Origin of the sequence: Pseudomonas sp. B21-012 (assembly GCF_024749305.1) — a bacterium.
In the GTDB taxonomy this organism is placed as follows: Bacteria; Pseudomonadota; Gammaproteobacteria; order Pseudomonadales; family Pseudomonadaceae; genus Aquipseudomonas.
Window position 1 is genome coordinate 5,216,797 of record NZ_CP087197.1, and the last position, 14,434, is coordinate 5,231,230.

The window sequence follows — 14,434 nt, forward strand, 5'->3', positions numbered from 1 at the left end:
CTAACGACCGGGCTATAAGCCGATCTTCGCCGACTTGACCACTTCCTGCAGGCGTGCTGATCTTAGACTTTCGAATCTGCCGAAGTCATAACAAAACCAAAGACAATCTGGAGAGTCACAATGCCCTATGTACCTGTTGCAGAGCTTTCGCAGTACGTTGGAAAGGAACTGGGACGTTCCGAATGGCTGACCATCGATCAACAGCGCATCAACCTGTTTGCCGAGGCGACCGGCGACTTTCAGTTCATCCATGTCGACCCGGACAAGGCGGCAAAAACGCCATTTGGCAGCACCATCGCTCACGGTTTTCTCACCCTGTCGCTGATCCCCAAGTTGATGGAAGGCATTCTGGTTGTGCCTGAAGGCCTGAAAATGGCCGTCAACTATGGCCTGGACAGCGTGCGTTTCATCCAGCCGGTGAAAGTCGACAGCAAGGTGCGGCTCAAGGTCGATCTGGCCGAGGTGACCGAGAAGAAACCCGGACAGTGGCTGCTCAAGGTCACCGCCACCCTGGAAATCGAAGGCCAGGAAAAACCTGCCTACATCGCCGAACCGCTGTCGCTCTGCTTCATCTGAGCCAGGCACTGGGTGAAACCGTCCTGGCGACTGTTTCACCCCCCGCGTTCTACGGCATACTCGGGGCCTCACTTGTCCGGACCCCGCCATGCGCCCACTCGTTCCCCTTGCCCTGACCCTGCTACTGGCCGCTTGCGGTGACGGCGAACCCCTGTCGCCGCCTGATGCGCGCCTGCCCGATGGCGGCCGCTATCGGGGCGAGGTGGTCAACGGCCTGCTGCAAGGTGCCGGGCGCATCGACTACCCCAACGGCAGTTGGTACAAGGGCAACTTCCTCAATGGCCAGTGGCATGGCCAGGGTGAATGGCATGGCAGCAATGGCGAGGTCTACCGCGGCGGGTTCCAGCAGGGCCTGTTCCACGGCCTGGGCACCCTGAAAACACCGGGCAGCAGCTACACCGGTGGGTTCAAGCTCGGCCGCCGCGACGGCGAAGGCACCCTCAGGGAACCCGGCCTGCTTTACCGTGGCCAGTTCAAGGACGATCAGTACCACGGCGCCGGCCATCTCGAACTGGCTGACGGCAGCCAGTACCAGGGCCTGTTCGCCCGCGGCAAACCCAATGGCGAAGGCATCCGCAGCGACGCCAGCGGCAACCAGTTCAGCGGCCGTTTCGTCAACGGCCAGCTCGAAGGCAGCGGTACCTTCAACAGCGCCGAAGGCGACCAGTACATCGGTGCCTTCCATGACAACCGCCTGGAAGGCCGCGGCCGTTACGAAAACACTGATGGTGACGTGTGGATCGGCCAGTTCAAGGACGGCTCGCTCAGCGGCAAGGGCGAGCTGATCGGCAGCGACGGCAGCCACTACAAGGGTTATTTTCGCGACTGGCGGTTTTCCGGTAACGGGCGCCTGCAGTTGCCGGACGGCAGTGTCTATGTCGGCGGCTTCGAGAACGACACCTACCAGGGCAACGGCCGCCTGACCCTGCTCGACGGGCGCAATGAAAGCGGCCAGTGGCTCAATGGCCAGCGCGTGCGCGACGAGCACGGCAAACTGCTGCCCGACCCACTGGAACTGGCGCTGCTCAACCAGGGCGGCCTGCTCGACCAAGCGCTGGCCAAGGTGCCGGCCTCGACCCCGGACATCGAACTCTACAGCCTGGCCCTGGGGGGCGATGGCAAACAGAGCGTGTTCCTGCGCGAGGCCGATTACGTCAGCAACATGCTCAAGAGCCGCTTTGGCGCGGTCGGCCAGATCAGCCTGGTCAACCACCGCGACCACCTCAGCGACCGGCCCATGGCCACCCGCGAGAACCTTGCCCGCGCCGTGCGCACCCTGGCCGAACGCAGCGGCCCGGAAGACCTGGTGTTCATCTACCTGACCAGCCACGGCAGCCACGAGCACGAACTGGTACTCGACCAGCCGCGCCTGCAACTGGCAGACCTGCCCGCCGATGCCCTGGCCACGACCCTGGCGCCCTTGAAAGACCGCGACAAGATCATTGTCATCTCGGCCTGTTATTCAGGCGGCTATATCGCCCCGCTCAAAGACGAGCGGACCCTGATCATGACCGCCTCGCGCGCCGACCGGGTGTCGTTCGGCTGCTCCGAAGAAGCCGACTTCACCTACTTTGGCGACGCCCTGTTCGCCCAGGCCCTGAACCAGACCGACGACCTGCAGCAGGCCTTCGAGCGGGCCAGCGCCAGCGTCTCCGAGCGCGAGGCCATTGAAGGCTTCGATGCCTCCGAGCCGCAGATCTGGGCACCCAAGGGCGTACTCGATCACTGGCAGCGCCTGCGCCAGCAACAAGCGCGCAAAGCCTTGCAAAGTGATGCGGGCAAGCAACAGGCCGAGCATGCAAAAAATGCTGGCAACCACTAAGCTGACTGTATCAAGGGAGAGACATCATGTACTTGACGCCTCAGCACATCCTGCTTGCCGGAGCCACCGGTCTTACCGGTGAACACTTACTTGATCGGCTGCTCAACGAGCCCACCGTCAGCCGCGTATTGGCCCCCACCCGTCGCCCACTGGCCGAACACCCGCACCTGGAAAACCCGGTGGGTGACCCGGCGGTGTTCCTCCCGCAACTGGCAGGTCGCGTCGACATCGCCTTCTGCTGCCTGGGCACCACGATCAAGCAGGCAGGGTCCGAGCCGGCCTTTCGCGCGGTCGACCTGGACATGGTCGTCGCCTTCGGCAAGCGCGCCCGGGAGATGGGCGCGCGGCACCTGCTGGTGGTCAGCGCCCTGGGCGCCGACCGCAGATCGCCGATCTTCTACAACCGGGTCAAAGGCGAAATGGAGGCCGCATTGAAGGCCCAGGACTGGCCGCAACTGACCATCGCCCGGCCTTCGCTGCTGCTGGGTGACCGCATCGAACCGCGGATGTCGGAACGCTTGGCCGGGCCGCTGTCGAAGCTGATCCCGGGCAAGTACCGGGGCATCGAGGCCTGCCAACTGGCCAGGGCGCTGTGGCGTTTGGCGCTGGAAGAGCAGGACGGGATCCGGATTGTCGAGTCGGATGAATTGCGCCGGTTGGGCAAGTAGCAATCGCGGGGCAACCCCCTCCCACAGAGTGTGTGGGAGCGGGCTTTCCCCGCGATCAGGCCAGCCGCTACAACCCGCCCGTCGCCTGAAAGCCAATTCCCAGCGCGGTCAATACCGACAGCGGTAGCAGCACGGTATCAAGCAAGGCACTGCCCGGCAGGTCCAGCCCGGGATACTTCGGCGCCTCGGCGCCAAAGCGGTCAATGGCGCAACAACCGCCCTGCAACGCATACAGATCCAGGCGCGTACCGGCATATACCACCGGCGCCCCCGGTTTGGCCGCGTCCAGGGTGCGCACACTGGCGCAACCGCTAGCCATCACGCACAGCAGCATCACGCCCAGCAGGCGCTTCATTCATCCGCGCCCAGATGATGCTCGCCCCAACGCGGCAGCATGTCCTGGGGAATGTTCAGCAGGTTGAGGATCCGTGCAACAACAAAGTCGATCAGGTCGTCGATGGTCTGCGGCTGATGATAAAAGCCCGGCGCCGCCGGCAGGATCACCGCGCCCATGTTCGACAGCTTGAGCATGTTCTCCAGGTGGATGGTCGAGAACGGTGCCTCACGCGGCACCAGGATCAACTGCCGACGCTCCTTCAGGGTCACGTCTGCAGCCCGCTCGATCAGATTGTTGCAGGCGCCGGTGGCAATCGCCGACAAGGTCCCGGTCGAGCACGGCACCACCACCATCGCCCCCGGCGCGCCGGAGCCCGAGGCGACCGGCGACATCCAGTCTTCCTTGCCATACACGCGGATCTGCCCGGCGGCAGCGCCGGTGTACTCGGTGAGGAAGGCTTGCATGGCTTGCGGTTTGGCCGGCAGCAACACATCAGTCTCGGTGGCCATCACCAGTTGCGCGGCCTTGGAGATCAGAAAATGCACCTCGCGGTCTTCGCGCACCAGGCAATCGAGCAGGCGCAGCCCATACTGCGCCCCCGAAGCCCCGGTCATGGCCAGGGTGATGCGTTCCGGCCCGCTCATTTCAGCGCCTCGGCCAACTTGCCGTGCAGGCCGCCGAAGCCGCCATTGCTCATGATCACCACCTGGGTGCCGGGCTTGGCCTGGCTCTTGACCCGTTCGATGATCGCTTCAAGGCTGTCGGCCACCACAGCCGGCACCTTGCATTCGGCGGCGGTGGCGGCCAGGTCCCAGCCCAAGTTCGGCGGTGCGTACCAGATCACCTGGTCGGCATCGTTGACGCTCTCGGGCAGGCCATCACGGTGGGCGCCGAGCTTCATCGAGTTGGAGCGCGGCTCGATCACGGCAATCAGCGGAGCATCGCCGATGCGTTTGCGCAAGCCGTCGAGGGTGGTGGCGATAGCGGTCGGGTGGTGAGCGAAGTCGTCATAGATGGTCACGCCCTGTACTTCAGCAACCTTTTCCATCCGCCGCTTGACGCTCTTGAACGCGCTCAATGCGGCAATACCCATGGCCGGCACCACGCCGACATGACGCGCCGCCGCCAAAGTAGCCAGGGCGTTGGCGACGTTGTGCTGGCCGGTCAGCTCCCACTCGACCACGCCCTGGGTTGCGCCTTCGAAGCTGACTTCGAAACGCGAACCGTCGGCGCTGAGCAGTTTGACCTGCCACTGCCCGCCTTCACCGGTGGTCTGCACCGGCGTCCAGCAGCCCATCTTGATGACGCGCTCAAGGGCCGGCTCGGTGGTCGGATGGATCACCAGGCCTTCGCTTGGAATGGTTCGCACCAAGTGGTGGAACTGTCGCTCGATGGCGGCCAGGTCTGGGAAGATATCCGCATGATCGAACTCAAGGTTATTGAGGATCGCGGTACGGGGACGGTAGTGCACGAACTTCGAGCGCTTGTCGAAGAAGGCGCTGTCGTATTCATCGGCCTCGACCACGAAGAACGGCGTGCCGCCCAGGCGCGCCGAGACCGAGAAATTCTGCGGCACGCCGCCGATCAGGAAGCCCGGGCTCATGCCGGCGTGCTCCAGCACCCAGGCAAGCATGCTGCTGGTGGTGGTCTTGCCATGGGTGCCGGCAACCGCCAGCACCCAGCGGCCTTGCAGCACGTGGTCGGCCAGCCACTGCGGCCCCGACACGTAGGGCAGGCCCTTGTTCAGTACGTACTCGACTGCCGGGTTGCCCCGCGACAGGGCGTTGCCGATCACCACCAGGTCGGGCGCCGGGTCCAGTTGGGCGGCGTCATAGCCCTGGGTCAGTTCGATGCCCTGGGCTTCAAGCTGGGTGCTCATCGGTGGGTAGACGTTGGCATCGGAGCCGGTGACCCGATGGCCAAGCTCCTTGGCCAGCACGGCCAGCGAACCCATGAAAGTGCCGCAAATACCGAGAATATGAATGTGCATGATCGACCTCGCAAAACGTCGAGGCAGGGTAGCCTAGGGCGCGACAAATCGCATCCTGTGTTTCGCTCAGGCGTCCCGGGCGATGCCGTGTTTGCGAAGTTTTCGATACAAGGTATTACGGCTAACCCCTAACTGCGCGGCGACATGGGTCATGTGCCAGCGCTGCTGCTCCAGTACTGCCAGCAAGGCGTTGCGCTCGGCGCTGTCCAGCAGCGGCGCGGGGTTATCCACAGGTGAGGAGCTTTTGATAAGTGCCGGCGGCTGGCGAACGACCGCCGGCAGGTCGGCAAACTCGATGTGCCCCTCTTCGCTCAGCGCCACCAAGGTACGCAGGACGTTGCGCAGCTGGCGCACGTTGCCCGGCCAGGCGAAGTCGAGCAACGCCCGGCGCGCCGCAGAGTCCAGGCTTACGCTTTGCTCACCGGCCTCTTCGGCCAGGATGAAGTCGAGCAACTGCGACTTGTCGCTGCGCTCGCGCAAGGCCGGCAGATCGATTTCCAGGCCGTTGAGACGGTAGTAAAGGTCTTCGCGGAAACTGCCATCCTCGACCCGCTCGAGCAAGTTGCGGTGGCTGGCGCTGATGATGCGCACGTTGACGGCCTGCGGTTCGCCGCCGATGGGCACCACCATGCGGTCTTCGAGCACGCGTAAAAGACGGGTCTGCAGGGCCAGCGGCATGTCGCCGATCTCGTCCAGCAATAGCGTGCCACCGTCGGCCTGCTGCAGCTTGCCGCGCATGCCCTCTTTGCGCGCCCCGGTAAAACTGCCGCCGCGATAGCCGAACAGCTCGCTCTCGATCAGGCTCTCGGGGATCGACGCACAGTTAAGCGCGACAAACGCCTTGCTGCTGCGTTGGCTGGCCTGGTGCACGGCTTTGGCGAAGGCCTCCTTGCCGCAACCGGTCTCGCCGCGCAGCAGCAATGGCACATCGCGTTCGAACACACGAACGGCCCGGCGAAAATCGTTCTGCAGGGCCGGATCGACCAGGCAGATACCACCGGGCTGCGAGGTTTTCGCCGGGGCAACAAACGGCGCCGCTGCCGGCGGCAGCGAACGCACCTGGCCGCGCAGACTGGCGAACAATACCCGGCCATCGCGGGTGCGTAATGGCCAACTGGTGTTGGCCTGGGCAGTGGCGCGGCTGAACAGCTCGTCCTGGGCACAATCGAAGAACATATCCACAGGCTTGCCGAGCACACCGCCACGGATGGTGCCCAGCAGGTTCAAGGCGCTCTGGTTGACCGCGCAGATCCGCCCGTCGCCATCAAAAGCCAGCAGCCCTTCGCTGAACATTCCTACCGATTCGGCCTGCAGATGAAAGCGCAGGAGGAACTGGTTATCGAAATAGCGCAAAAAGTAGCTGCTCTCGATCATCTTCGCCGAGAGGTTGACCAGCGCCATGGTGTGAAACTGGCTCTGGCGCGAAACATCAGCGCGGGCAGACGACACATCGAGCACCGCCAGCAACTCGCCGTGCGGGTCGAACACCGGGCTGGCCGAGCAGGTCAGGCCGGTATGACGGCCACGAAAGTGCTCATCCTGGTGGATGGTTACCGCCTGGCGCTCGACCAGGCAGGTGCCGATGCCGTTGGTACCTTCACGTGCCTCGCTCCAGTCGGCACCCAGCCACAGCCCGGCGCGCTCGAAGATGCGCCGTTCGGAAGGCGCGGTGACGCAATTGAGGATGACCCCGCGGGCATCGGTGAGCAGCACCGCATGGCCGGCACCGGACAGCTGCTGGTGCAGGCTGTTCATCTCGTTGCCGGCGATCTGCAATACCTGCTGCAAGCGCTCGCGGCTTTCCAGCACGCGGCCGTGCTCGAGCACGGTCGGGGCCATGCTCTGGGCCGGATCCAGGTGATAGTCCTCAAGGCAACGCAGCCAGGAACGGGCAATCGACGGATCGCTGCCGGGGCCCTGTGCCAGGGCCTTGCCCTGGGTCACGGTGAGGACTTGCCGGGCATGCCGGCTAAGGTGATTGCTCTGCACTTTTTATTGTTCTCCGCAGACGAGATAAGCCCAGCATCCTCCACCCGTCGGCGCAATGCAATGCTGGCTTGACCGCCGGGTCACGCTTTGTGTCAGCAACGGTACAAAGTGTCACCCAGGCTGTACCGGCGCCGCTACAGCGCCCTTCCTGCACCTGCGTAAAAAGCTGTCAAGCCCTTGATTTACCTGGGGTCGCCGACACTGGCCCAACCCTTGCTCTATGCTTTACATCCTCCCCAACAAGCACAATAGCCAGGAGAAACATCATGCGTTATGCACATCCCGGTACCGAAGGCGCCAAGGTTTCCTTCAAGAGCCGTTACGGGAACTACATCGGTGGCGAGTTCGTTGCCCCAGTCAAAGGCCAGTACTTCGAAAACACCTCGCCGGTGAACGGCCAGCTGATCGCCGAATTCCCCCGCTCGACTGCCGAAGACATCGAAAAAGCCCTGGATGCCGCCCACGCCGCCGCTGATGCCTGGGGCACAACCTCGGTGCAGGCACGTTCGCTGATCCTGCTGAAAATCGCCGACCGTATCGAACAGAACCTCGAACTGCTGGCCATCACCGAAACCTGGGACAACGGCAAGGCCATCCGCGAAACCCTCAACGCTGACATCCCGCTGGCTGCCGACCATTTCCGCTACTTCGCCGGTTGCCTGCGCGCCCAGGAAGGCAGCGCCGCCGAAATCGACGGCAACACCGTTGCCTACCACATCCATGAACCACTGGGTGTGGTCGGCCAGATCATCCCGTGGAACTTCCCGATCCTGATGGCCGCGTGGAAACTCGCCCCGGCCCTGGCCGCCGGCAACTGCGTGGTACTCAAGCCGGCCGAGCAAACCCCGCTGGGTATCAGCGTACTGCTGGAGGTGATCGGCGACCTGCTGCCGCCTGGCGTGCTCAACGTGGTGCAAGGTTATGGCCGCGAAGCCGGTGAAGCCCTTGCCACCAGCAAGCGCATCGCCAAGATCGCCTTTACCGGCTCTACCCCGGTCGGTTCGCACATCATGAAATGCGCCGCCGAGAACATCATTCCGTCAACCGTCGAGTTGGGCGGCAAGTCGCCGAACATCTTCTTCGAAGACATCATGCAGGCCGAGCAGAGCTTCATCGAGAAAGCCGCCGAAGGCCTGGTGCTGGCATTCTTCAACCAGGGCGAAGTGTGCACCTGCCCATCGCGAGCACTGGTGCAGGAGTCGATCTACCCGGCGTTCATGCAAGAGGTGATGAAGAAGATCAAGCAGATCAAGCGCGGCGACCCGCTGGACACCGACACCATGGTCGGCGCCCAGGCCTCCGAGCAACAGTTCGACAAGATCCTCTCGTACCTGGAAATCGCCGAGAAGGAAGGCGCCGAACTGCTCACCGGCGGCAAGGTGGAAAAACTCGAAGGCAGCCTCTCGACCGGCTATTACATCCAGCCGACCCTGCTCAAGGGCACCAACCAGATGCGCGTGTTCCAGGAAGAAATCTTTGGCCCGGTGGTGAGCATCACCACCTTCAAGGACGAAGCCGAAGCCCTGGCGATTGCCAACGACACCGAGTTCGGCCTCGGCGCCGGAGTCTGGACCCGCGACATAAACCGCGCCTACCGCATGGGCCGCGGCATCAAGGCCGGTCGCGTCTGGACCAACTGCTACCACCTGTACCCGGCCCACGCCGCGTTCGGTGGCTACAAGAAGTCCGGTGTCGGCCGTGAAACCCACAAGATGATGCTCGATCACTACCAGCAAACCAAAAACCTGCTGGTCAGCTACGACATCAACCCGCTGGGCTTCTTCTAAACGAGATACAGCGCGGCTTCGAACCGGGGCCGCGCTGGCTCGCTTCCTGCAAGACCATCACCAGACAAACCGGCACCCGCCGGTATTGATAAAAACAACAGGTGAATCCTATGCCAAGCGATCATACCGGCAGCGTGCCGGCAGGCTCTTCTGTCGACTTCGAAAAGGTCGGCTCCGACTATTTCCAACAACGTGAACTGAAAAAGGGCGCCGCCGGCTGGGTATTGCTGGTGGGCCTGGGCGTTGCCTACGTGATTTCCGGCGACTATGCCGGCTGGAACTTCGGCCTGGCCCAGGGTGGCTGGGGCGGCATGTTCCTCGCCACCTTGCTGATGGCGACCATGTACCTGTGCATGTGCTTCTCGCTGGCCGAGCTGTCGTCGATGATCCCTACCGCCGGTGGTGGCTACGGTTTTGCCCGCAGCGCCTTCGGGCCCTGGGGCGGGTTTCTCACCGGCACGGCGATCCTCATCGAATACGCGATTGCCCCGGCGGCCATTGCCGTGTTCATCGGCGCCTACTGCCAGTCGCTGTTCGGCATCGGCGGCTGGATGATCTACCTGGCCTTCTACATCATCTTCATCGGCATCCACATTTTTGGGGTCGGTGAAGCGCTCAAGCTGATGTTCATCATCACCGCCGTGGCCGCCATTGCCCTGGGCGTGTTCCTGGTGGCGATGGTGCCGCACTTCGACGTCAACAACCTGTTCGATATAGCCCAGACCGACGCCGTCGGCGCCAGCAGCTTCCTGCCGTTCGGCTATGTCGGGGTATGGGCGGCGATCCCTTACGCGATCTGGTTCTTCCTCGCCGTCGAAGGTGTGCCGCTGGCTGCCGAAGAAACCAAGAACCCCAAGCGCGACCTGCCCCGCGGCCTGATCGGCGCCATGCTGGTGTTGCTGGCCTTTGCCCTGCTGATCCTGGTGGTCGGCCCGGGTGGTGCCGGTGCCGAGGCGCTCAAAGCCTCCGGTAACCCGTTGGTGGAGGCGCTGTCGAAAGCCTACGGCGGTTCGACCTGGATGGGCGGTTTCGTCAACCTGGTGGGCCTGGCCGGCCTGATCGCCAGCTTTTTCTCGATTATCTACGCCTATTCGCGGCAGATTTTTGCTTTGTCGCGTGCCGGCTACTTGCCACGCAAGCTCTCGGAAACCAACAAGAGCAAAGCGCCGGTACTGGCCCTGGTGATCCCCGGGATCATCGGCTTTGGCCTGTCGCTGACCGGCCAGGGCGACCTGCTGATCCTGGTCGCGGTGTTCGGCGCTACGCTGTCTTATGTACTGATGATGGCCGCGCACATCACCCTGCGCATCCGTCGGCCAAAAATGGAGCGGCCGTATCGCACCCCGGGCGGCATCTTCACTTCGGGCGTGGCCCTGGTGCTGGCCTGCATCGCGGTGGTGGCCGGCTTTCTGGTCGACCCACGGGTAGTGATTGGCGCCGCGGCGATTTATGCGGTATTGATTGCCTACTTTGCTTTCTACAGCCGGCACCACCTGGTCGCCGGGACCCCGGAAGAAGAATTCGCCGCGATCCAGAAGGCCGAAGAGGCCCTGCACTGATCAACGCCACCTACGCCGCAGGCCAGCCCTGCGGCGTTCTGGAGAGTCTGTATGGCAAGTTTTGTTCACACGGCAGGCAACCAGACCTACCGTTTCGACAGCCTCAAGGAAGTCATGGCCAAGGCCAGCCCGGCGCGTTCGGGTGACTTTCTCGCCGGTGTCGCCGCCAGCAACGACGGCGAACGGGTGGCGGCGCAGATGGCCCTGGCCGACATCCCGCTCAAGCATTTTCTGACTGAAGCGCTGATCCCCTACGAAGACGATGAAGTCACCCGGCTGATCATCGACACCCATGATGCCAATGCCTTTGCCGCCGTCAGCCACCTGACCGTCGGCGGGCTGCGTGACTGGCTACTCAGCGAAGCCGCCGATGAAGACACCCTGCGTGCCCTGGCCCCGGGCCTGACTCCGGAAATGGCTGCGGCCGTGTCGAAAATCATGCGCGTGCAGGACCTGGTGCTGGTGGCGCAGAAGATCCGCGTGGTCACCCGCTTTCGCGGCACCATGGGCCTGCGCGGGCGGCTTTCGACCCGCCTGCAACCCAACCACCCCACCGACGAGCCGGCCGGGATTGCCGCGAGCATTCTCGACGGGCTGCTCTACGGCAATGGCGATGCGATGATCGGCATCAACCCGGCCACCGACAGCATTGCCTCGATCTGCGCCCTGCTGGAGATGCTCGACGCCATTATCCAGCGCTATGACATCCCCACCCAGGCCTGTGTGCTGACCCACGTCACCACCTCGATCGAGGCGATCAACCGCGGCGTGCCGCTGGACCTGGTGTTCCAGTCGATTGCCGGCACCGAAGCGGCCAACGCCAGCTTCGGCATCAACCTCAATGTGCTCAAGGAGGGTTACGACGCTGGCCTGAGCCTCAACCGCGGCACCCTCGGGCAGAACCTGATGTACTTCGAGACCGGCCAGGGCAGCGCCCTCTCGGCCAACGCCCACCATGGCGTCGACCAGCAGACCTGCGAAACCCGCGCCTACGCCGTGGCCCGCCATTTCAAGCCGTTTCTGGTCAACACCGTGGTCGGTTTCATCGGCCCGGAGTACCTGTACAACGGCAAGCAGATCATTCGCGCCGGGCTTGAAGACCACTTCTGCGGCAAGTTGCTGGGCGTGCCCATGGGCTGCGACATCTGCTACACCAATCATGCCGAAGCCGACCAGGACGACATGGACATGCTCCTGACCCTGCTGGGTGTTGCCGGAATCAACTTCATCATGGGCATCCCCGGCTCCGACGACATCATGCTCAACTACCAGACCACTTCATTCCATGATGCGCTCTACGCCCGCCAAACCCTGGGCCTCAAGCCTGCGCCGGAGTTCGAAAGCTGGCTGGCGCGCATGGGCATCTTCACCCAGGCCGATGGCCGGGTGCGTTTCGGTGACAACCTGCCACCGGCCTTCCGCCAGGCCCTGGCGCAACTGGGATAAGCGAGTCGACTATGGCCAACACTCCCCAACACGACAACAGCGCCAACCCCTGGCTGGAACTGCGCCGCCTGACCCCGGCGCGCATCGCCCTGGGCCGCACCGGCACCAGCCTGCCAACCGGCGCCCAGCTGGACTTTCAGTTCGCCCACGCCCAGGCCCGCGATGCCGTGCACCTGGCCTTCGACCATGCCGGCCTGCGCCAGCAATTGAGCGAGCGCGGACGTGAAAGCCTGCTGCTGCACAGCGCCGCCGCCGATCGTCACAGCTACCTGCAACGCCCCGATCTGGGGCGCCGCCTGCACGAAGATTCAGCACAACGGCTGCGCGAACACGCCCAGGCCAACCCCGGCGGCGTCGATCTGGCCATCGTGGTTGCCGACGGTCTCTCGGCCCTGGCCGTGCATCGCCATACCCTGCCGTTTCTCGCCCGCCTGGAAGAACAGAGCGCCGCCGACGGCTGGTCGACATCACCGGTGGTGTTGGTCGAACAAGGCCGGGTGGCGGTGGCCGATGAAGTGGGCGAGCTGCTCGGGGCGAAAATGACCGTGATCCTGATCGGCGAACGCCCGGGCTTGAGCTCGCCGGACAGCCTCGGGCTGTACTTCACCTACAACCCCAAGGTCGGCCTCACCGACGCCTACCGCAACTGCATCTCCAACGTGCGCCTGGAAGGCCTGAGCTACGGCATGGCCGCCCACCGCCTGCTGTACCTGATGCGCGAGGCCTGTCGGCGGCAGTTGTCGGGGGTCAATCTGAAGGACGAAGCCCAGGTGCAAACCCTTGAGTCAGACACCGATACGCCGAAAAGCGGAAATTTCCTGTTGAGTAAACCTTGAGATCGTAGATTGCGCTTTCTAATTGCTTTCAGGCAGCATCTGCCAAGGCTGCCGGCGATTCGCCGCAAACTCCCATGGACCCTGAGGCCTGCTTATGCGAATCATCAAAGCAACCCTGGAACATCTGGACCTGCTTGCCCCGCTGTTCGTCAGATACCGCGAGTTCTACGGCCAGCTGCCTTATCCGGACTCCTCGCGCTCGTTCCTGGAAAAACGCCTGGAGCGTGGCGAGTCGATCATCTACCTGGCCCTGCCGGACGATGACGACAGCAAACTGATGGGCTTTTGCCAGCTCTACCCAAGCTTCTCGTCGCTGTCGCTCAAGCGCGTGTGGATTCTCAACGACATCTATGTCGCCGAAGACTCCCGGCGCATGCTGGTGGCCGACCACCTGATGCGCGAAGCCAAGAAGCTGGCCAAGGAAACCAACGCCGTGCGCCTGCGGGTATCGACCAGCAGCGACAACGAAGTGGCGATGAAAACCTACGAGTCCATCGGATTTCACGAAGACACCGAGTTCAAGAGCTACATCCTGCCTATCCACTCGGACTGATCCGGGCGCAACGGCAGGCGCGATGCCTGCCGTTCACATCCATTCGACATCCGCCGCTACAAACTGCGCAGGCACAATCTGTTCGTAGCCGTATAATGCGCCTCTTCATTGTGTGTGAAACTTTACCCATCTTCCGGGTAGCGACCGTCCGCATTCGCACTGCCAGCCATCGCAAGCCCGTCGCCCGGGTCAAGAACACAAGGTGCTGTACATGGATTTCAACCCGCTGGACCTTATTCTGCATCTCGACGCCTACCTGGACCTGTTGGTCAACAACTACGGCCCGTGGATCTACGCGATCCTGTTCCTGGTGATCTTTTGCGAGACCGGTCTGGTGGTCATGCCGTTCCTGCCGGGTGACTCCCTGCTGTTCATCGCCGGCGCCGTGGCCGCAGGCGGCGGTATGGACCCGGTGCTGCTCGGCGGCCTGCTGATGGCGGCGGCAATCCTGGGCGACAGCACCAATTACGTGATTGGCCGAACAGCAGGCGAACGCTTGTTCCGCAACCCCAACTCGAAGATCTTCCGCCGCGACTACCTGCAGCAGACCCACGACTTTTATGAGCGTCATGGCGGCAAGACCGTGACCCTGGCGCGCTTCCTGCCGATCCTGCGCACCTTTGCGCCGTTCGTCGCCGGCATCGCCAAAATGCACTACCCGCGTTTCCTCGGTTTCAGCGTCGCCGGCACCGTGCTCTGGGTAGGCGGCCTGGTCACCCTCGGCTACTTCTTCGGCAACGTGCCGTTCATCAAGCAGAACCTGTCGCTGATGATCGTCGCCATCATCCTGCTGTCGCTGGTGCCGATGATCATCGGCATCGTGCGCAGCCGCATGGGCCGCAACGAAGCCAAGGTTCACTAAGCCCGGTTT

13 protein-coding genes are annotated in these 14,434 nt (G+C 63.2%); 9 read left to right on the top strand and 4 right to left on the bottom strand.

Annotated features, from left to right (window positions below; translation table 11 throughout):
• Window positions 1-120 precede the first annotated feature (120 nt).
• The 3 genes from LOY37_RS23920 to LOY37_RS23930 all read left to right on the top strand — a co-directional run bounded on the left by LOY37_RS23920 (window position 121) and on the right by LOY37_RS23930 (window position 3,066).
• The gene (locus LOY37_RS23920) at window positions 121-576 is read left to right on the top strand and encodes a MaoC family dehydratase (RefSeq protein WP_045199890.1); all 456 of its coding nucleotides are present in this window, start codon (window positions 121-123) and stop codon (window positions 574-576) included.
• Window positions 577-664: 88 nt separating this feature from the next.
• Complete coding sequence (locus tag LOY37_RS23925) at window positions 665-2,398, top strand: C13 family peptidase (protein WP_258715865.1); 1,734 nt, start codon at window positions 665-667, stop codon at window positions 2,396-2,398.
• A 26-nt stretch (window positions 2,399-2,424) separates the two neighbouring features.
• Window positions 2,425-3,066: an oxidoreductase gene (locus LOY37_RS23930; protein WP_045199893.1), complete on the top strand. Its 642-nt coding sequence runs from the start codon at window positions 2,425-2,427 to the stop codon at window positions 3,064-3,066.
• A 67-nt stretch (window positions 3,067-3,133) separates the two neighbouring features.
• On the opposite strand, the gene LOY37_RS23935 is transcribed toward LOY37_RS23930, so the two are convergent.
• The 4 genes from LOY37_RS23935 to LOY37_RS23950 all read right to left on the bottom strand — a co-directional run bounded on the left by LOY37_RS23935 (window position 3,134) and on the right by LOY37_RS23950 (window position 7,382).
• Window positions 3,134-3,421, bottom strand: coding sequence for a YceK/YidQ family lipoprotein (locus tag LOY37_RS23935; RefSeq protein WP_093379169.1), 288 nt, complete (start codon window positions 3,419-3,421; stop codon window positions 3,134-3,136).
• Window positions 3,418-4,047, bottom strand: coding sequence for a flavin prenyltransferase UbiX (ubiX, locus tag LOY37_RS23940; protein WP_258715866.1), 630 nt, complete (start codon window positions 4,045-4,047; stop codon window positions 3,418-3,420). Before ubiX ends, LOY37_RS23935 begins: the two co-directional genes overlap by 4 nt.
• Window positions 4,044-5,393 carry a UDP-N-acetylmuramate:L-alanyl-gamma-D-glutamyl-meso-diaminopimelate ligase gene (gene mpl / locus LOY37_RS23945; RefSeq protein WP_195885117.1) on the bottom strand — a complete coding sequence of 450 codons (1,350 nt, stop codon included), beginning with the start codon at window positions 5,391-5,393 and terminating at the stop codon, window positions 4,044-4,046. The genes ubiX and mpl overlap by 4 nt, the downstream gene beginning before the upstream one ends.
• A 66-nt stretch (window positions 5,394-5,459) precedes the next feature.
• Entirely contained in the window at window positions 5,460-7,382 is a 1,923-nt protein-coding gene (locus tag LOY37_RS23950) for a sigma-54-dependent Fis family transcriptional regulator (protein WP_258715867.1), read from the bottom strand.
• A gap of 266 nt (window positions 7,383-7,648) precedes the next feature.
• Here LOY37_RS23950 and LOY37_RS23955 point away from each other — a divergent pair, with 266 nt between their 5' ends.
• From LOY37_RS23955 to LOY37_RS23980, 6 genes are all read left to right on the top strand, one after another.
• Window positions 7,649-9,169, top strand: a complete 1,521-nt coding sequence (locus LOY37_RS23955; RefSeq protein WP_123565105.1) for an aldehyde dehydrogenase family protein — start codon at window positions 7,649-7,651, stop codon at window positions 9,167-9,169.
• A gap of 110 nt (window positions 9,170-9,279) precedes the next feature.
• On the top strand, window positions 9,280-10,728 hold the full coding sequence (gene eat / locus LOY37_RS23960) for an ethanolamine permease (protein WP_045199911.1): 1,449 nt from the start codon (window positions 9,280-9,282) through the stop codon (window positions 10,726-10,728).
• 51 nt (window positions 10,729-10,779) lie between these two features.
• Window positions 10,780-12,174, top strand: a complete 1,395-nt coding sequence (locus LOY37_RS23965) for an ethanolamine ammonia-lyase subunit EutB (protein ID WP_195885119.1) — start codon at window positions 10,780-10,782, stop codon at window positions 12,172-12,174.
• An 11-nt stretch (window positions 12,175-12,185) separates the two neighbouring features.
• Window positions 12,186-13,010, top strand: coding sequence for an ethanolamine ammonia-lyase subunit EutC (eutC, locus tag LOY37_RS23970; RefSeq protein ID WP_093379147.1), 825 nt, complete (start codon window positions 12,186-12,188; stop codon window positions 13,008-13,010).
• Between the two features lie 94 nt (window positions 13,011-13,104).
• A complete protein-coding gene (locus tag LOY37_RS23975; RefSeq protein ID WP_123565102.1) occupies window positions 13,105-13,563 on the top strand; it encodes a GNAT family N-acetyltransferase in 459 nt (152 codons plus the stop codon).
• A gap of 211 nt (window positions 13,564-13,774) precedes the next feature.
• On the top strand, window positions 13,775-14,425 hold the full coding sequence (locus tag LOY37_RS23980; RefSeq protein ID WP_038998563.1) for a DedA family protein: 651 nt from the start codon (window positions 13,775-13,777) through the stop codon (window positions 14,423-14,425).
• The last annotated feature ends 9 nt before the right edge of the window (window positions 14,426-14,434 follow it).